At 72.8% G+C, this 17,738-nt stretch carries 20 protein-coding genes; 5 read left to right on the top strand and 15 right to left on the bottom strand.

Annotated features, from left to right (window positions below):
• Window positions 1-7: 7 nt before the first annotated feature.
• Complete coding sequence (locus NI26_RS16505; protein ID WP_144411293.1) at window positions 8-520, bottom strand: flagellar hook-length control protein FliK; 513 nt, start codon at window positions 518-520, stop codon at window positions 8-10.
• On the opposite strand from NI26_RS16505, the gene NI26_RS16500 reads away from it, so the two are divergent.
• Window positions 519-1,868, top strand: a complete 1,350-nt coding sequence (locus NI26_RS16500) for a hypothetical protein (protein ID WP_144411292.1) — start codon at window positions 519-521, stop codon at window positions 1,866-1,868. The two genes, NI26_RS16505 and NI26_RS16500, sit on opposite strands and share 2 nt — an antisense overlap.
• Here the strand turns inward: NI26_RS16500 and NI26_RS07425 are convergent.
• The 14 genes from NI26_RS07425 to NI26_RS07360 all read right to left on the bottom strand — a co-directional run bounded on the left by NI26_RS07425 (window position 1,813) and on the right by NI26_RS07360 (window position 13,500).
• Complete coding sequence (locus tag NI26_RS07425) at window positions 1,813-2,541, bottom strand: C40 family peptidase (protein ID WP_066654116.1); 729 nt, start codon at window positions 2,539-2,541, stop codon at window positions 1,813-1,815. The two genes, NI26_RS16500 and NI26_RS07425, sit on opposite strands and share 56 nt — an antisense overlap.
• Complete coding sequence (locus tag NI26_RS07420) at window positions 2,538-2,969, bottom strand: hypothetical protein (protein ID WP_066654114.1); 432 nt, start codon at window positions 2,967-2,969, stop codon at window positions 2,538-2,540. Before NI26_RS07420 ends, NI26_RS07425 begins: the two co-directional genes overlap by 4 nt.
• Window positions 2,969-4,300, bottom strand: a complete 1,332-nt coding sequence (locus tag NI26_RS07415; protein WP_066654112.1) for a FliI/YscN family ATPase — start codon at window positions 4,298-4,300, stop codon at window positions 2,969-2,971. Before NI26_RS07415 ends, NI26_RS07420 begins: the two co-directional genes overlap by 1 nt.
• Window positions 4,297-4,959, bottom strand: coding sequence for a FliH/SctL family protein (locus NI26_RS07410; RefSeq protein WP_144411291.1), 663 nt, complete (start codon window positions 4,957-4,959; stop codon window positions 4,297-4,299). Before NI26_RS07410 ends, NI26_RS07415 begins: the two co-directional genes overlap by 4 nt.
• Window positions 4,952-6,001: a flagellar motor switch protein FliG gene (gene fliG, locus NI26_RS07405; protein ID WP_081984829.1), complete on the bottom strand. Its 1,050-nt coding sequence runs from the start codon at window positions 5,999-6,001 to the stop codon at window positions 4,952-4,954. The genes NI26_RS07410 and fliG overlap by 8 nt, the downstream gene beginning before the upstream one ends.
• Window positions 5,998-7,674 (bottom strand): flagellar basal-body MS-ring/collar protein FliF, encoded by a 1,677-nt coding sequence (gene fliF / locus NI26_RS07400; RefSeq protein ID WP_066654109.1) that lies wholly within the window; start codon window positions 7,672-7,674, stop codon window positions 5,998-6,000. The genes fliG and fliF overlap by 4 nt, the downstream gene beginning before the upstream one ends.
• Window positions 7,674-8,030 carry a flagellar hook-basal body complex protein FliE gene (gene fliE, locus NI26_RS07395; protein WP_144411290.1) on the bottom strand — a complete coding sequence of 119 codons (357 nt, stop codon included), beginning with the start codon at window positions 8,028-8,030 and terminating at the stop codon, window positions 7,674-7,676. The genes fliF and fliE overlap by 1 nt, the downstream gene beginning before the upstream one ends.
• Window positions 8,030-8,425, bottom strand: a complete 396-nt coding sequence (locus NI26_RS07390; RefSeq protein WP_224442989.1) for a flagellar basal body rod protein FlgC — start codon at window positions 8,423-8,425, stop codon at window positions 8,030-8,032. Before NI26_RS07390 ends, fliE begins: the two co-directional genes overlap by 1 nt.
• Window positions 8,422-8,766 (bottom strand): flagellar basal body rod protein FlgB, encoded by a 345-nt coding sequence (locus NI26_RS07385; protein WP_066654107.1) that lies wholly within the window; start codon window positions 8,764-8,766, stop codon window positions 8,422-8,424. Before NI26_RS07385 ends, NI26_RS07390 begins: the two co-directional genes overlap by 4 nt.
• A gap of 339 nt (window positions 8,767-9,105) precedes the next feature.
• Window positions 9,106-9,447, bottom strand: a complete 342-nt coding sequence (locus NI26_RS07380) for a hypothetical protein (protein WP_066654105.1) — start codon at window positions 9,445-9,447, stop codon at window positions 9,106-9,108.
• A complete protein-coding gene (gene fliS, locus NI26_RS07375) occupies window positions 9,437-9,913 on the bottom strand; it encodes a flagellar export chaperone FliS (RefSeq protein WP_235426581.1) in 477 nt (158 codons plus the stop codon). The genes NI26_RS07380 and fliS overlap by 11 nt, the downstream gene beginning before the upstream one ends.
• A gap of 11 nt (window positions 9,914-9,924) precedes the next feature.
• The gene (gene fliD / locus NI26_RS07370) at window positions 9,925-11,325 is read right to left on the bottom strand and encodes a flagellar filament capping protein FliD (protein WP_066654104.1); all 1,401 of its coding nucleotides are present in this window, start codon (window positions 11,323-11,325) and stop codon (window positions 9,925-9,927) included.
• 92 nt (window positions 11,326-11,417) lie between these two features.
• Entirely contained in the window at window positions 11,418-12,563 is a 1,146-nt protein-coding gene (locus NI26_RS07365) for a flagellin N-terminal helical domain-containing protein (protein ID WP_066654102.1), read from the bottom strand.
• A 121-nt stretch (window positions 12,564-12,684) separates the two neighbouring features.
• Window positions 12,685-13,500 carry a sigma-70 family RNA polymerase sigma factor gene (locus NI26_RS07360; protein ID WP_066654100.1) on the bottom strand — a complete coding sequence of 272 codons (816 nt, stop codon included), beginning with the start codon at window positions 13,498-13,500 and terminating at the stop codon, window positions 12,685-12,687.
• Window positions 13,501-13,992: 492 nt separating this feature from the next.
• On the opposite strand from NI26_RS07360, the gene NI26_RS07355 reads away from it, so the two are divergent.
• The 4 genes from NI26_RS07355 to fliW are packed head-to-tail and all read left to right on the top strand — an operon-like array spanning window position 13,993 to window position 17,150.
• On the top strand, window positions 13,993-14,478 hold the full coding sequence (locus tag NI26_RS07355) for a flagellar protein FlgN (RefSeq protein ID WP_066654099.1): 486 nt from the start codon (window positions 13,993-13,995) through the stop codon (window positions 14,476-14,478).
• A 7-nt stretch (window positions 14,479-14,485) separates the two neighbouring features.
• The gene (gene flgK, locus NI26_RS07350) at window positions 14,486-15,901 is read left to right on the top strand and encodes a flagellar hook-associated protein FlgK (RefSeq protein ID WP_066658155.1); all 1,416 of its coding nucleotides are present in this window, start codon (window positions 14,486-14,488) and stop codon (window positions 15,899-15,901) included.
• A gap of 2 nt (window positions 15,902-15,903) precedes the next feature.
• The gene (locus tag NI26_RS07345) at window positions 15,904-16,785 is read left to right on the top strand and encodes a flagellin N-terminal helical domain-containing protein (protein WP_066654097.1); all 882 of its coding nucleotides are present in this window, start codon (window positions 15,904-15,906) and stop codon (window positions 16,783-16,785) included.
• On the top strand, window positions 16,782-17,150 hold the full coding sequence (fliW, locus tag NI26_RS07340) for a flagellar assembly protein FliW (protein ID WP_066654096.1): 369 nt from the start codon (window positions 16,782-16,784) through the stop codon (window positions 17,148-17,150). The genes NI26_RS07345 and fliW overlap by 4 nt, the downstream gene beginning before the upstream one ends.
• Window positions 17,151-17,738 lie beyond the last annotated feature (588 nt).

Here is a 17,738-nt window from a genome sequence, read left to right as displayed (position 1 = left end):
GTCCGCGTCAGGCGAGGACGTCGAGTCCGACGGATCGGACGGTGGTGGGCCGGGTGGTGACCGGCGCGGTCGGGGTGGGGCGGGCCTCCAGGCCGACTCCCGGGCGCAGCACCGTCGGTGCCGGCCGGTCGTCGCGACCGGGCTGCGCGCCCGGGTGGTTCTGGGAGGACAGGTCGAGGGTCGTGGTGGTCCCGCTGCCGGCAGCGTCACGGCGGAGGTCGGGCAGCACCTGCCGGACCGCGTCGCGGCCGGCGTCCGACGCGGCGAAGAGCTCGACGTGCATCCCGTGCGCGGTCACGTGCGCGCGGACCGTGACGGGACCGAGCGCGTCGGGCGTGACCTGCACCGTGACGACGTGGTCGCCGGGACCGGCCTGCGCGAGCGTGAACACCGGGCGCGCGAGCTGCTGTGCGAGGGGCGCCGGGGCGTTCGCCGTCGCCGCGCCCGGCGCGGTGGGGAGCCCGGTCGTCGCGGGTGCGGGGACCGCGAAGGGCGTCTCGCCACTGCGCGGGGCGGTCATGGCCTGGAGGCTCGGATCACCCTGGCCGCCCGTCCGCCGGTCCGACCCGTGGTCGCTCCGGGACCCGGTGGCCGGTCCGGTCTGCACGATCGGGGCGGCGGTGGTCGCCGTGCTCACCGTGCTCGCCGTGCCGGTGTCGGCAGGGCGAGCGGTCGGGGGCGCGGACGACCCGCTGGTCGCTGCCGTGGGGCCGGCGGCCGCGGCCGCGGCGTCCGTCGTCGAGAGCGGACTGCTCGGCGTCGTGGTGGTCAGGGTCGTGGTGGCCCCGGTCGCGGTGGCCCCGGTCGCGGTGGTCCCGGTCGTGGTGGTCCCCGCCGCGCTGGTTCCAGTCGTCGTGCTCGCGGACGCGGTCACAACAACGGCTGTCGCGGCTCCGGGCGCGGCGGAGCTCGACGCCCCGTCCACCGCGACGGGTCCGAGGACCGACGGGGCCGCGGCGGTCGAGCCGGTCGCCGTCGAGGTGGCGGTCGTCGAGGGCGCACCGGGTGCACCGGTCGTCGACCGCGTGGTCGCGAGGACGGGCGTCGTGACCGCGGACACGTCGGACACGTCACCCTCGAGCGGCGCCGCAGCGGGACGGACCACGGTGGGCTGTACCGCACCGGGCCGGGGAGCGCCGGACGTTCCTGCAGGTCGAGCGGTCGTGGACGGCACGGCGCCGACCTGCGGTCCGGTGGACCGCGCAACGGCGGGTCCGGAGCCGGCAACCGGTGCCGGCGTAGCGATCCCGGCCGACGCTGCGCGGTCCGCGGTGCCGGCAGGACCGGCGGTCCCGCGCGTCTCCGTGGCTCCGAGCGGGTCGGACGCTCCGGTCGGTCGTGCATTGCCGGCCGAGGGCTCGGCACCGTCCGTCCCCGCGGTCCCGACCTGGGGCGACACCGCATCGTCCGGCACGGCGGCGGCGCTGGCCGACGGGACCGCGACGAGGGCGGTGGGCACCGGCACGATGCCGAGCAGCGACGGATCGGTGGCGGGGGCAGCGGTCGTCGTGTCCGCGGTGGTCGTGACTGCGGCGGTCGAAGCCGCGGCGGTCGAGGCCGCGGCGGTCGAGGCCGCGGCGGTCAAGGCCGCGGCGGTCGAGCCCGGAGCGCTGGTCGCGGCGGCCGTCCCGGACGGCGCACCGGTGACGCCCGCGGGCCCCACCGACGCGCCGCCCGACGTGCTCGACGCGGCCGGCGCGAGCACCGCGGCGAGGGCGGCGCCGAACGGCAGCGCCGAGGTCGTCGACCCGGCGGTCGCAGCGCTCCCCGGTGCGGCGGGGGCCGGGGAGAGGGTCGTCGTGCTCACGGTGCTCATGCAGCACTCCCCCGCATCGCCGACAGGAGTGCCGCGGTCTGCAGGTCGGTGACCGACTGCGCCGCACCCGCTGCGGAGACCGAGCGGGTCGCCGCAGGAGCCGCGGCCTCGCTCGGCACGATGCGGCGGATCGTCGCGATGTCGGAGTCCTTGTACCAGTTGTCCACGATCCGGACGTCCTTGCCGGGTCGGGGTGCGTGCAGCACCTTGCCGTCACCGACGTAGATCACGATGTGCTGCTCGCCCTTCGGGATGATGAGGTCGCCCGGCTTCGCGTCCTTGAGCGACCCGACGGGCACCCCCATGTCCGCCTGGTCGGGCACCACGCGCGGCATGGTCACCCCGAGGTCCTTGAACACCGTCTGCACGAGCCCGGAGCAGTCCATGCCGGACCGGGTCGTCCCGCCGAACACGTAGGGCACGCCGAGGTACTTCTTCGCGTCCTCGACCACGTCGGACCCCGTGGCGCCGCTGCCGGTCGCCAGGGTGCCGCGGCCCGCGTCGACCGAGGTGGCCGGCGTGCGGGACGCCCCGTCGGCAGCAGCGGTGCCGGCGGCGCCGGCGCTCGTCGACGTCCCGGTCGCGGTCGCCAGGGCGTCGGCGAACGCGCGGGTCGTGGCCTCGTTCGAGGCGGAGCCGCCCGCGGAGGCGGTGGTACCGCCGCGCAGGGCGTCGATCTGGGTGCGGATCTCGGCGATCCGGGAGAGCACGGCGTCGACGCTCATCGGACACCACCTTCCGTGCGGCGTCGTGCCGCGATCTCGTCGAGGGCGTCCTGCTCGGCGCGCAGGTCGGCGGCGGCCTGCTCGTGGTCGTGGTGGCCCTCGAGCTTCTCGAGGCCGAGCGCGGCACGGCGGGCGGCGGAGTACGCGGTCCGGGCGGCATCGGCATCGGCACGACGGGTGCGTGCGACGGCGTCGAGCTCCTCGAGCATCCCGCGGGTCGAGGCCCGCGCGGCCGCGAGCGCGCTCAGCGTCGCGGCGTCCGTGACGAGCTGCTCCTGCTCGCGGTCCGCCAGGTTCCGCCGCGCGGCGATGCGGGCGTCGGCGGCGTCGCGGACACGGTCGTTCGCGGCGGCCAGGGCGGCGGCGGCGCGGTCCTGCTCGGCGTGCCGCAGACGCAGCAGGCCGGCGAGGGGGAAGCGTCGGGCCATCAGGCGGACACCCCCAGTCGGGCGACGAGGGCGTCGAGGGCTCGCCAGGACGTCCCGGCGTCGGCGCGGTCGTCCATCCCCTGTCGGAGGAACGCGTCGATCGCGTCCTGGTGGGTGACCGCTGCGTCGACGAGCGGGTTCGTGCCGGGCTGGTAGGCGCCGACGTCGAGCAGGTCCTGCGCGTTCCGGCGGGCCGCCATCACCTTCCGGAGCGCGGTGGCCGCAGCACGCTGCCACGGCTCGGTGACCTTCGAGGCGACGCGGGACACCGAGCCGAGCGCGTCGACGGAGGGGAAGTGCCCGGTCACGGCGAGCTTCCGGTCGAGCACGACGTGCCCGTCGAGGATGCTCCTGGCGCTGTCCGCGATCGGCTCGTTGTGGTCGTCGCCGTCCACGAGCACGGTGTAGAGCCCGGTGATGCTGCCGACCCGGTCGGTGCCCGCGCGCTCGAGGAGCCCGGCGAGCACCGAGAAGGTCGACGGCGGGTAGCCCCGGGTCGCGGGCGGTTCGCCCACGGACAGTCCGATCTCGCGCTGCGCCATCGCGACGCGGGTGAGCGAGTCCATCATGAGCACGACGTCCTGCCCGGCGTCGCGGAACGACTCCGCGATCCGGGTGGCGACGAACGCCGCGCGCAGGCGCATCAGGGCCGGCTCGTCGGACGTCGAGACCACGACGATCGAGCGGGCGAGGCCCTCGGGCCCGAGGTCGTCCTCGAGGAACTCCCGAACTTCGCGGCCGCGCTCCCCCACCAGGGCGATGACGTTGACGGCTGCGTCGCTCCCGCGCGCGATCATCGACAGCAGCGAGGACTTGCCGACGCCGGAGCCGGCGAACAGGCCCATGCGCTGTCCACGACCCACGGTCGTCAGGGTGTCGAGCACGCGGACGCCGAGCTGCATCGGCGCGTCGATCCGCGTTCGCGCCATGGCGTTCGGCGTCGCGTGGTCGAGCGGCACCCAGCCGTCGGTGTCGAGCGGACCACGGTCGTCGATCGGCCGCCCGAGCCCGTCGAGCACCCGGCCGAACAGCCCTGCACCGGTCGGCACCAGCACGGGACGACCGGTCGGGCGGACGGGGGTGCCCGCGGTCACCGCGACGAGGCGTCCGAGCGGCATGCAGCGCACACCCGTGGGATCGGTGGCGACGACCTCGACGGGGGTCTGCGGACTGCCCTCGGTGCCGACGGTCAGGACGTCGCCGATCCGGGCCTCGACCCCGGCGACGGTCAGCCCGAGGCCCACCGCGCTCGTGACGAGGCCCACGCGCTGCGGCGCGGCGAGGGCGATCGCCTCGTCGAGCCCACGGGGACGGAGGAGGGTCGCGGTCACCGGGACGCCTCCGGCCGGTCGGCGGAGCGGCCCAGCGCCGCGCGCGCACGGTCGAGCGCTGCGCCGATGCGGAGGTCGAGCAGCCCGTCCGGCAGGTCCACGACGGCGTCGCCGTCGAGCAGCGCCACGTCCGGCACGACCGGGACCGGCAGCGCGAGGTCGGCGACGCGGGCTGCGTCGGCGGGGCTGAGCCGGACGGCCACCGCGACGGTGGCGTCGACCGAGGCGAGCGCCCGACGGACGGTCGCCTCCGCACCGGTGGTGGGGCGTGCCTCCTGGCCGTCGCCCTCGCCGGTCGCGTCGTCCTGGCGCCCGGAACGCACCACGTGTCCGACGACGGCCTCGGCCAGGTCGAGCGCAGCGTCGACCAGGGACTCCTCGGCGTCGGCCAGCACCGGCACGACCTGGGAGAGCATCGCGTTCGTGGCCGCGTCGAGCACCTGGACACGGCGGACGGTCTCGGCCTGGAGCGCCGCAAGTCGCGTTGCGTGCTCGGCCTCGAGCCGGGCGTGCAGCGCAGCGGTCTCGGCCTGGGCGGCACGGAGGCCCGCGGCGTAGCCCGCGGCGTGGCCGCGCACGTCGGCGGCCGCTGCGAGGTCGCGGGTCGTCGCGCTCCCGAGCACGGGGAACGCGACGCGCTGCACGGTGGTGTCAGTCAACGAGCTCGTCCTCCTCGGCGCGGTGGACGGTGATCGTGCCCTCGGCCTCCAGCTCGCGGACGGAGCGGACCACCTCGGCGCGCGCCTCCTCGACCTGCGAGACGCGCACGGGGCCCATGGCCTGCAGCTCGTCGTCCAGCAGCTCGCGGTTGCGCTCGGACACGTTCGCGCGGATCGTCTCGACGACCGGCGTCGGCGCACCCTTCATGGCGGTCGCGAGGAGCTTCGAGTCGATGCCGCGGAGCACCTGCTGGATGTCGCGCGACTCGAGCTTGACGATGTCCTCGAACGTGAGCATCCGCGAGCGGATGTCCTCCGCGAGCTCCGGGTCGCGCGCCTCGAGGCCGTCGAGCACGGCCTTCTCGGTGGCGACGTCCGAGCGGTTGATGATCTCGACCAGGGGCGCGATGCCGCCGACGACCTCGACGCTCTCGCGCGGCGAGACCACGGCACCGGCGCGCTGGCGGAGGACGCCGGCGACGATCCCGACGGCCTCGGGGGTCGCCGTGCCCATCGTCGCGAAGGCCTGGGCGACGTCGGTGCGGACACGGTCGTCGACCCCGGCGAGCACCGCGCTCGCCTGCCCGGGCTGCAGGTGCGCGAGCACGAGGGCGATGGTCTGGGGCAGCTCGCCCTCGAGCAGGCTGACGACCTGGCCGGGTTCGGCGTCGTCGAGGAACTCGAACGACTGCCCGGCGAGGTTCGAGGCCAGCCGGTCCATCACGCCCGCGGCGCGTTCGGACCCGAACGACGCCTCGAGCAGCCCGAGCGCGGCGTCCTTGCCGCCGCGCTTCTGCACGCGGCCGCGCTGCGTGATGCGGTGGAACTCGCTCATCGTGCGGTCCACGACGGAGTCGTCCACGCGGCGCATCCGGACGATCTCGGCGCTGATCTCCTCGGCCTCGAGCTCGGTGAACTGCTTCATCACCTCGGCCGCGCGCTCGGTCTCCATCTGCATGAGGATGAGCGCGACCTTCTGCGCGCCGGTCAGGGCGCGGTCGGTGGTGCCCCCGCCGGCGGGGACCGGGACGAGCGCGCTCACACCGGCGACCGGTCGTCGAGGAGCCCGCGGAGCAGGTCGGCGGTGCGCTTCGGGTCGCGCTCGGCCAGCGCGGAGATCTCCTGCCGGCGACGCTCGGCGCTGATCTCGTCCGTCGTCAGCACCTCGGTCGGGGCGTCGTCGTGGGGCAGCGTCTGCAGCGCGACCGTCTGCGGCTCGACGGCCGGGATCGCCAGGTCGTCGGTACCGAGGGGCAGTTCGAACGTCTCACCGGCGAAGGCGTCGAGCTCACCGACGTCGACGGCCTCGCGCGACTGACGGCGGGCACGGCGGGCCAGCACGATCGCGAGCACGATCGCGGCGGCGAGGACGGCGACGACGATGCCGGCGGTGCGGATGGCCGACCACATGGCCTGCTGCTGCTCGGCCTGCTGCTGCTCCTCGAGGGCCTTGGCGGCGTCCTTCGCCGCGGAGTCGTCGAAGTCCATCATCGCGACGCGGACCTGGTCGCCCCGGGCGTTGTCGGCTCCGGCGGCGGCGGACACCAGGTCGTTGATGCTCTGCAGGTTCGCGTTCTGCACCGAGTCGGCGCGCGAGTTCAGGGCGACCGAGATGGTCTGCCGCTCGACACCACCGGCGGGGATCTGCGTCGTCTCGGTGGTCTTGTCGACGGCGTTGTTCTTCGTCGCCGACTCGTTCTTGTAGCCGTCGTCACCGGCGGCCGTGCCGTTCGTGGTGGTGCCGCCGGCGGTCCCGTTCGGCACCGCGATGTTGTCCGGACCGAGGACGCCGGTCGCACCGGCGCCCGCACCGGACCCGGAGCCGTACTCCTCCGTCGAGCTGGACTCGTTGAGGGCGACTGCACCGCCCTTCGGCTGTGCGAAGCTCTCCGACGTCCGGGTGCCCGACTGCTGGTTCATCGTCGCCGAGACCACGACGCTCGCGTTGCCCGGTCCGAGCGTGGTGTCGAGCAGGTCCTGGATCTTCTTCCGGGTGGCCGCGTCGTAGTCGGCGGCCTGGTCGGCGCCGCTGCCGGTCGCTCCGGTACCGACCGCGGAGAGGGTCTGGCCCTTCTGGTCCACGACGGAGACGTCGGTGGGCTGCATCCCCTCGACCGCGGCGCTCGTCAGGTGCACGATCGACTGCACCTGGTCCGTGGTGAGCTGCGCGCCGTTCTCGGTCGCGACGAACACCGACGCCGTCGGGTCCTTCTCCTCGGACACGAAGACGGTCTTCTCGGGGATGGCGAGCTGCACGGTGGCGGCCTTCACGCCGTCCATCGACGAGATCGTCTTCGCCAGCTCGCCCTCGATCGCCCGCTTGTAGGTGACGTCCTGCTGGAACTCCGAGCTCGTCACGCCCATCTTGTCGAGGAGCGAGTAGCCGCCCTCGTTCGACGACGGCAGGTTGTTCGACGCCGCCTTGAGCCGCTCCGAGTACACCTTGTCCTGCGGAACGAGGATCGTCGCGCCGCCGTCGGTCAGCTGGTACGGCACACCGTCGGTCGTCAGCTGGTCGGTGATCGAGCTCGCGTCGGCTGCGGCCAGTCCGGTGAAGAGCGGCGCGTAGGACGCCTTGCCGAGCCAGCTGGCGAGGGCGATCCCACCGAGCACGAGTGCGGCGACGCCGATCAGCGCGATGGTGCGCTGCGCGGCGGAGAAGCCCTTCACGTAGGCGACGAGCCGCCCCCACGTGTTCTGCATCGCGGCGGGCATCAGGCCTGCATCCGCATGATCTCGTTGAACGCGTCGACGCCCTTGTTGCGGACGGCGGTGACGAGCTCGAGGGTGACCTGGGCACGGGTGGACGCGATGGTGGCGTCGTGGATGTCGTCGAGGTTGCCCGTGACGGCCTTGAGCGCCAGGGTCTTCGAGTCGCTCTGCAGCTGCTGGAGCCCGTCGACCGCGTTGCCGAGGCTCGCGGCGAAGCCGTCGCCGCCGGTGGTCGGCTGGACCGCGCCGGCGCCCGCGGCACCGCCGAGCGCTCCGGCACCGGTCGCAGCGTCCGTGGCGCCGGCGAACGCACGGGTCATCGCGTTGGTGGTCACACCGTTCAGTGCGTCGATGGGCATCAGTTCTTCCCGATCTGCAGTGCCGCCTCGTAGGCGGTCTTGGCACGGTCGACCACGGCGGCGTTCGCCTGGTACCCGCGCTGGGCCATGATGAGGTCCGCCATCTGCGTGCCGAGGTCGATGTCCGGCATGCGGACGTAGCCCTCCGCGTTCGCGAGCGGGTTGTCCGGGTCGTAGGTCACGCGTCCGGCGGCGCTGCCGAACGCCGCGCCCTTGACGTAGGCGCCCGACGTGCCGGCGCCCTCCTGGACCTCGACGTAGCGGGCCTGGAACGCGGAGTCGTCCATCGAGCGGACCGTGTTGACGTTGGCGATGTTGTCCGAGATCGCGTCGAGCCACTTCCGGTGCACGGTCATGCCGGTGCTCGCGATGCCGATCGCGTCGAAGGTCGTCACGAGTTCGTCCGCATCGCGGCGCGGAGGGCCGTCGCCTCGCCGCCGACCGCCTGGGTGGCGAACTGGTAGCGCAGGACCGTGTCCACGTTCGACAGGGTCTCCTGGTCGAGGTTGACGTTGTTGCCGATCTCGTTCGTCGGCTCGAGGCTGCGCGCGGTGGTCGCGGTCGCGTGCCCGTCACCGTGCACGATCGACTGCGCGAGGGCGTCCTCGAAGCGCACCTTCTCGGCGTGGTAGTTCGGCGTGTTGATGTTCGCGACGTTGTTCGCGATGGTGCGCTGTCGCAGCGACAGCCCGTCGAGCGCGCTCTGCAGCGCGACGCTCGTCACGGAATCGAACACGGGTGGCCCGTCCCCTCGGTGTGCGACGTCGTGCGACGTCGCCGATTGGCGGTGGCCGATCCGTGGCCGAACGAGTGAGCGATCCGTGCTCGTGAGGCGCTGTCGGCGGCGGCGCTGGGGACGTTAGGGCTCGCCCCGAACGGGGGGCGGGGGCTGGCTGCGGCGGCGGGGCTCGTTGAACACTCGTCGCGTGCTCCGCTGTGGTGCGACGAAGCCGCTGTCGTCCGACGACGCATCTGTCGTCCCGGCCGGAGGTGCGCGACGGCCCACGACCGACACGACGGAACCGCTGTCGTGCGACGACGCATCTGTCGTCGTGCTCGCTCGAGCAGGCGCGCCTCAGGCGGAGGCGTCCAGGTACACGGAGCCGCGCGGCTCGTCCGTCGCCGCGACCTGACGGAGCGCGCCGAGGTGCTCCAGGGTCTGCCGCCGCTCGGTCTCGAGCGTCGACATCCGGTCGCGCTGCGCGGCCAGCAGCCGGGAGGCACGACCCACCAGCGCGCGCGGCACCGGTCCGAGCGTGGTCGGGACGACCCACGGGGTCGCGTCGAGGACGATCGCTGCGGTGCCGTCCGTGGTCGCGTCGATCGTGGTCAGCTCGTGCTCGAGGGCGTCGAGCACCGCGGCCCACGCACCGTCGGCGGTCTCAGCGGCGGGGGTGGGGTGCGGGTCAGGCGACACCGAGCGCTCCCCCGGTGCCGACCTGCGGCGCCTGGGTCGTCGGGAGGGCCGCGGCGGCCTCGTGCCACGACTGGCGCAGCGGCTCCAGGATCCGGATGCAGTCGCGCGTCGCCTGCACGTCGCGGTGCACGTTCGCGGTGATCAACGACGTCGACGCGTAGTTGTAGATCGCGAGGAGCCCCTCGCCGCCGTCCCACACGTCGATGCGGAGCGTGGACGACAGCTCGCCGACGATGGCCTGGGCGTGCAGCAGCTGCTCGCGCGCGGCCTCCCAGTCCGACGTCGTCTGCGCGGCCTCGGCGCGGTGCAGGTCGAGCAGCAGCCGGTCGTAGAGCATCGTGACGAGCTGTGCGGGTGTCGCCGAGAGCACGGCCTCGTTCGTGTACTGCGCTCGGCGCTGGTCGGTCACCGTGCGGGGCTGTGCTGCCTGACGGAAGGCGGCGGACTGCAGGTCGAAGGCGTTCATGGTCGTTCCCGTCACTTCGACGTCGACGCCAGCTGGCTGGAGAGCCACGCCGACTGGGACTGGAGCTTGCTGAGGCTGGTCTCGAGGGCGGAGTACTGCGCCTGCAGCGTCGCCCGTCGTGCGGTGAGCCGGTCCGACCAGTTGTCGATCTGCGTCGTCAGGTCCTTCGCGACCGACTGCTGCCCGGTGATCGAGGTCGTGATCGACCCCGTGTACTTGTCCGACGCGGCCGTCGCCGCGGCGCCGACGTTCGTCGCGACGCCGGACAGCATGGCCTGGGTGCCCTGCGGGTCGTCCGCCAGGGCCTTCTGGAAGACCGCGGCGTCGAAGCTGAAGGTACCGTCCTTCTGGATGACGATGCCGATGGACGACGGCGACTTCCCGTTGACCGGCGTCGACATCGTCGTGGTGAGGCGCTGCACCGCGTCGCGGGTCGTGCCGTCTCCGGTGAGCACGCCGGCCTTCGTCGACGTGGTGCCGGTGGTCGGACTCGTGGTGCTCGTCACCGCCGTGTTCGTGGCGTAGTACGAGGTGATCGCGTTGAGCGCGTCGACGAGTCCGGACGCGACGGCCTGGGCCTTCGTGGTGTCCTGCGCGACCGTGACGGTCACCGGGTCGGTCGTGGTCTGCGTGACCGTGACGTCGAGCCCCGGCAGCAGGTCGTCGAACGTGTTCGTGGCGCTCGTGACCGTCTGCGCGGCGGCGGTCCCCGCCCAGAGTGTGACGCTGGCGTCCTTGCCCTGCGTGACGACCGCCGCGCCGGGCTGGGTGAAGACGTTCGTCGCGGTCCCCGCCGTCACGTCGTCGGAGGTGCCGCGGTACAGCGCGAAGGACGCCGCTGCGCCGGTCTTCGTCGCGGTGAGCTGCAGGCGGTAGAGCTTCGTGCCGTCGGTGTCGGTCCCGGCGGCGACCTTCGTCGCGGTCACACCGGCGCCGGCCTTGTTGATGGCGCTGACCGCGTCGTCGAGCGAACCCGAGGCCGGTGTGACGGTGGTCTTCTTCCCGTCGGCACCGACGAGCGTGAGCGGCTCGGCTGCGGACGCCCAGGTCGACATCGCGGCGGTGACGCCGACGTGCGCAGCCGCCGTCGACCCGACCTGGAAGCTGACGGATCCGGCGGAGGCCGTGGCGTCGGTCGCGACGGTCACGCCGGTGGACGAGCTCTTCGCGGCGTACACGTCGAGCGACGTGGCCTTGGCGGCGTCGCCGGCCTTCGTCGCGAGGGTCTGCACGAGCGAGTTGATCGTCTGCAACGAGGAGACGAACGAGTTGGTGTCGGTGAGCTTGTTCTTGAGCAGGGTCTGCGGGACCTGCTCGATGGTCATCAGCGAGTTGATCAGGTCGGAGGTCTTGAGACCGCTGACCAGACCGTCGATCGCGAGACTGTTGCCCGAGACGGACGACGTCGACATCGCGGGGCTCCCTGTCGTCGGGGGTGGTCGTGGGTGTGGTGACGCCGCCGTCCGGAGGACTCCAAATCCTCCGGACGACGGCGTCGGTGGTGCTAGCGGAGGAGCGAGAGCACGCCCTGCGTGCTCTGGTTCGCCTGCGCGAGCATCGAGGTGCCGGCCTGGCTCAGGATGTTGTCGCGGGTGTACTTGACCATCTCCTGCGCCATGTCGACGTCGGTGATGCGCGAACCAGCAGCGGTCAGGTTCTCCTTGGCCACGTTCGTCACGTTGATGGCGTGGTCGAAGCGGTTCTGGACCGCACCGAGCTCCGAACGAGCCGACGAAACCGACGCGATCGCGACGTCGAGCGCCTTGATGGAGTCCTGCGCCTCGGCGTTCGAGCCGAACTTGAGCGCACCGCTGGTCACGTCCTTCAACGTGACGTCCTCAGCAGTGACCTTGCCTCCGTCTGCTGCCGTCAGGGTGAAGCCAGTGGTCTTGCCAGCGGCGTCCGTGGTGGCGGTAGCGGTGAAGCCCGAGTCGGCAAGCTTGGTGTTGAGCTTCGTGACGTAATCGGCGGCGTCGGTGGCGTCGTCCACCGTCACGTCGACGGCCGACCCCTTGTCGCTCGACAGCTTGAGCTCAGTCGGGGCCGTCGGAGCAGTCGCGTCGAACGACTTGTCGTCGAACTCGAAGGCCTGCGTCGTCGTCCCGTCCTTCAGGGTCGTCGCCAGCTTGCTGATGTTCGCGCCCGCCAGGTCGACCGTGATCTTGCTGCTCGCGTCACCGTTCGCGCCGACCTGGAAGGTGAGCTTGCCGTCGCCAGCAGTCCCCGCCTTGCCGTCGAGCAGCTTGATGCCGTTGAAGTTGGTCGAGTCGGAGATACGGCTGAGCTCCTGCTGGAGCTGACCGACCTCAGTCTTGATGGCTTCACGCGACGTCGGGTTGTTCGAGTCGTTACCCGCCTGCACGGCCAGGTCGCGCATGCGCTGGAGGATCGAGTGGGTCTCGGTGAGGCCACCTTCAGCGGTCTGCACGACGGAGATGCCGTCCTGCGCGTTGCGGGCGGCGACCGTGAGGCCACCGACCTGCGACTTGAGTCCCTCGGAGATCGTCAGACCGGCAGCGTCGTCGGCAGCACGGTTGATGCGGAGACCCGTCGAGAGCTTCTCGAGGGACTTCGACAGGTCGTTCTGCGTCGCGTTGAGGTTCCGGTACGTGTTGAGTGCCGAGAGGTTGGTGTTGATGGACATACCCATGGTGGTTTCCTCCGTGAATCCTTGGGTGGTGGTGTCTGCCCGTCCATGGGCTGACATCCGTGACTCTCGGCAGGTTCGCCGAGGTCGTTAGGTGTCGGCGAGGAAATCTCCTCGCCGAAGATCAGCTGGCTGCGACGACCGTCGGCGCCGACGCGTCCTGCACGGCGCGGGCGACCCCGGCGGCGGCGTTCGCCGCGACCCGCGCCAGGTACGCACTGCGCCGCGCGGCGGTCGTGCGCGACACCGGCTCGACCGCGGTGCCGTCGCCGTAGTGCTCGGCGAGCCCGTCCCGCAGCAGCCGCATCGCCTCGGACCGCTGCTGCGACACCGCGGAGTGCGTGATCCCGAGCTCGGCCGCGACCTCGGTGACCGAGCGGTCGCCGAAGTAGACGTTCTCGACGACGTACCGCATGCGCTCGGGCAGGGCGGCGACGGCGGCGCGCAGGTAGCGGCGCTTCTCGGCCTCGAGCAGGTCCTCACCGGGAAGCGGGTCCTCGGACGCGATGACGTCGTGCACGGTCTCGTCGATCGTGCCGACCGTCCGGGCGGCGTCGGACATGGCATCGGCGGCCGTCTGGCGGTCGACGCCCATCGCGTCGGCGATCTCCTGCACGCCGACCGAGCGACCGAGCCGGGCGGACAGTGCCTCCTGCGTCGCGAGGGTCTCGCGGATGCGCTTCCGGGTGCCGCGCGACGCCCAGTCGGACGAGCGCATGTCGTCGGCGAGCGCACCGGTGATCCGGGTGCGGGCGTAGGCGCCGAAGGGCACGCCGAGCTCCGGGTCGAAGGCCTCGGCGGCGGCGACGAGTGCGAGCGAGCCCACGGCAGCCAGGTCGTCTCGGTCGAGGTGGGTGGCCCGCGCACGGACGTCCGACACGATGTAGCCGACGAGCGGCAGGTGCTCCACGATCATCGCGTTGCGTGCGTTCCGGTCCATTGGCTTCCCCTGGTCGACGTGCTGACTGACCCGTCCGTGGGCGCGACGGACACCGGCCCTCGGGAGGCCGGTGCGGTCGACGAAGAACCACCCGGTTCCCTCCGGGCGGTGCACCCGCGCCCCTGCGACGCGGTGCGGGAGTGTCCCCCGCGGTGCGCTTCGAATGTATCGGCTGGGAAGTGACCGGTGCAGGCTGTGAACGTCCCCAGTGCGGGGGGACGCGGGGTTCCGGGGGTCCGCACTTCGGCGGACAAACCGGCACGAACCGCCGGTTCTGTCCCCCGGTCTGGGTGACGGTGCGTCCCCCGGGAGCGCACGGCCGGGAGGCGCGGCACCGCTCCGCCGAGCAGCGCCGGCCCGTCTCGTGCCCGCGTCCACCGCCGCGGTCCGCTTACGACGGACCGCTCGGCGTCGATAGTCCCCGCTGTCCACCGGAAGGCGGACCGGCACGACCCGCTGGTCGCCGACACCGATCCCGAACCGGGAGGAGCCATGAGCGTGAACGACCTGTCCGCCGTCCTCTGGCGCGAGCGCGAACTGCTCGAACTGCTCACGTTCAAGCTCGAGGAGGAGCAGCTCCTGCTCGCCGCCGGGCGCTCCCGCTGGGTGTCGCACGCCAGCCGCGAGGTCGAGCAGGTCCTCGAACGGCTCCGCAGCACCGGGCTCGAGCGCGCCGCGTCGAGTGCCGCCGTCGCCGAGGAGTGGGGTGTCGACCCCGACGCTCCCCTGCGCGACGTGGTCGCCGCCGCGCCGAACGGACCCTGGGGCGAGATCCTCGCGACGCACCTCGCCGCGATGGTCGAGCTGACGACGCACATCGGCGCGCTCCGCGACGAGAACGACCGCTTCCTCCGGACGGCTGCCCAGGCCACCGAGGAGACCCTCGCCGGCTCGGTCGGCGACGCGTCCACGTACGACGCCTCGGGCAGCTCCGGCTCCCGTCCCGACGGCGCACGCCTGTTCGAGGGGACCCTGTAGCACCGTGGTGAGCACCTTCGGATCCCTCGCGACCGCCTACTCCGGCCTGACCGCGGCACGCGCCGGCATCGACGTCACCGGGCAGAACATCGCCAACGCCGGCACCGCCGGGTACACGCGCCAGCGCGTCACGCAGTCGTCGGTCCCCGCCGTGCAGACCGGCTTCGTGCACGGCACCGCTGCCCTCGCCGGGCAGGGCGTCTCCGTCGACGGCATCGCACGCCTCGGCTCCCTGACGCTCGACGCCGGCCTCCGGGCGGCGACCGGCTCGTCGTCCTGGGCACAGACCCGCGCGACCGGGCTCTCGGCGATCGAGGACGGCCTGCACGAGCCCGGGAAGAACGGCCTGTCGGCACAGCTCGACGTCTTCTGGTCCGCGTGGGGCGACCTCGCCGCGCACCCCGACGACGCGGGCGCCGCCTCGTCCGTGATCGCCGCCGCGACCACCGTCGCGACCGCCCTCGCCACCGGCTCGAAGGCGCTCGACACGCAGTGGACGACGGTCCGTTCGACGGCCGCGACCCAGGTCGACCAGCTCAACGACGCGGCGGAGCAGGTCGCCGGGCTGAACGTGCAGATCCGGTCGGCCCTCGCCGCCGGTGGCAGCGCGAACGAGCTGCAGGACCAGCGCGACCGGCTCACGCAGCAGATCGCGGGACTCGCCGGTGGCACGGTACGGACGAACACCGACGGCACCATCGACGTCCTCCTCGGCGGCAACCCGCTCGTGCAGGGCGACACCGTCCGCACCGTCGCGCTCGAGGGCGGCGCGCGTCTGGGCGACGGCGCTGCCGTGTCCCTCCGCTGGACCTCGGGCAGTGCCGGCTCGGTGACGCTCGACGGCGGCTCGATCGGAGGCGCGCTCGCACTCCTCGCCCCCGCTGCCGGCGGCACGGGCGGCGCCATCGCCGAGGCGTCAGCCGCGTACGACCGGGTCGCGACCCGACTCGCCGAGACCGTGAACACCGAGCACGCGAAGGGCACCACGCCCTCGGGTGCCACCGGAGCGCCGTTCTTCGCCCTCGCCGCGGGCACCCCGGCCGCGCAGGGCCTCTCGGTCGTCCCGACCGACGGCGACGGGCTGGCGACGCGGAACGCGGCGGGACAACTCGACGACTCGTTCGCCGACACGCTCTCGCGACTCGGCACGGTCGCCGGGGGTGCGGACAGCACCTGGGCGAGCTTCGTGGCGGGGGTGGGCAGCGCCTCCCGGACGGCCTCGTCGGAGGCGACGCTCACCGGACTCGCGCTCACCAGCGCACGCACGCAGCAGCAGTCCGGCGCCGGCGTGGACCTCGACGAGGAGAACGTCAACCTGCTCAGCTACCAGCACGCCTACCAGGGCGCAGCGCGCGTCCTCACCGCGGTCGACGAGATGCTCGACACGCTCATCAACCGCGTCGGACTCGTCGGGAGAGGCTGACCGTGATCACCCGTGTGACCACCCAGATGTCGATCACTGCCGCGACGGAGCGGCTGCAGGCGAACGCCGCCCGCGTCGCCGACGCCACGCAGCGCGCCACCACGCTGCAGGCGATCGCGAAGCCGTCGGACGACCCGGTCGGCACCGGCTCGTCGATGCAGGTGCGGAAGGAGCAGGCCGCCGCCGCGCAGTACACGCGCAACGCGAACGACGCGGTGGGCTGGCTCGCGACGACCGACAGCGCCCTGTCCGGCGCCCACGCGGTGCTGACGACGGTGCGGGACCTGACTGTGCAGGCCGCGAACTCCGGTGTGATGGACGACACCGCCCGCGACGCGTTCATCACGCAGTTCCGGGCGCTCAAGGCCGACCTCGAGTCCGCCGCCAACACGACCTACGGCACGCGGTCGGTCTTCGCCGGCTCCTCGACCGAGGCGACCGCCTACACGAGCGCCGACGGCTTCGCCGCTGCGACCACCGCGGTGTCCCGACGCGTCGGCGACGCCCAGACCGTGCGGGTCGACACCCCGGGGGCCGCGGCGTTCGGCTCCGGCGCGACGTCGGCCTTCGCGGTGATCGACGGCATCGTCGCCGACCTGCAGAACGGTGTGAACGTGAACCCGAAGCTCAACGACGTCGACGCGGCGTTCGGCACCCTCCGTGCGGCGCAGGCCGACGTGGGTGTGCGGCACGCGGCGGCACTGGGGGCGCAGGACGCGCTGAAGACCTCGTCCGTCGCGCTGGAGACCCGTCGCGCCGGCATCGAGGACCTCGACCTCGCCGGTGCGGTCCTCGACCTGCAGGTGCAGCAGACCACCTACCAGGCAGCCCTCGCCGTCACCGCGAAGGTCCTGCAGCCGACCCTGATGGACTACCTCCGATGAGCATCGACCTGACCTTCCCCACGCCCCCGTTCGGGCTGTCGCCGGCACCCGTGTTCACCCTGGAGCCCGTCGAAGGTGCCGAGGGGCTCTTCGCCCTGCACGGCGACGACGCGCGGCTGTTCCTGCTCGACGCCGCGGTGCACCTGCCCGACTACGCGCCCGAGCTCACCGACGAGCAGGCGGCCCTGATCGGCCTGACCGACCCCGCCGACGCGATGCTCCTCGTGGTCGCCAACCCGGGGGCGTCCGGCACGACGGTGAACCTGCTCGCCCCGGTCGTCGTGCACGCGCGCACGGCCGTCGGCGCCCAGTTCATCCTCGAGGACCAGGACCTGCCGCTGCGTGCGCAGCTCGCGCGGCGGTAGCGCGGCGGCCCTGGCGCACGCTGCGGGCGCGGGGAGCGGGGCTCGCTGGCTGGCGCTGTCGTACGACTCACCCGCTGTCGTACGACAACGGATTCGTCGTACTTCTCGCGAGACCGCGGCCCCTCGCGGCTGACACGACAGATCCGCTGTCGTACGACATCAACGTTGTCGCACTCCTCGCCACCGTCACTCCTCCACAGCCGGGAGGTCCGGCTCACCATCCCCAGTTCAGCTCTCCCCCGCCGGTCTCGCCGGTCCACGGCGCGACGCTTACGGACATGCACGAACGAGTCCTCGCCGTCCCGCTGATCCGGACGAGTCGCTTCCCCTCCGCAGAGCGCCGCGCACTGCAACGTCGAGCACAGCGCGGCGAGCTCCGGCCTATCCGGCCCGGTGTCCTGGTCGATCCAGCAGCGATCACCGACCTCCTGCCAGAGGAACACCACCTCTTGCTGGTGCGCGCCACCGCACACCGCATCCAGCCCCCGAGACTGCTGGCACATCGCAGCGCTGCACTCGCGTACGGGCTCCCCCTCGTCGGTGCCCCACCGGACCGCGTGGAACTGCGGGATCCACGGCGTTCTCGCG

It is taken from the genome of Curtobacterium sp. MR_MD2014 (assembly GCF_000772085.1).
In the GTDB taxonomy this organism is placed as follows: domain Bacteria; phylum Actinomycetota; class Actinomycetes; order Actinomycetales; family Microbacteriaceae; genus Curtobacterium.
This window is presented reverse-complemented; position numbering and strand designations above follow the sequence as displayed.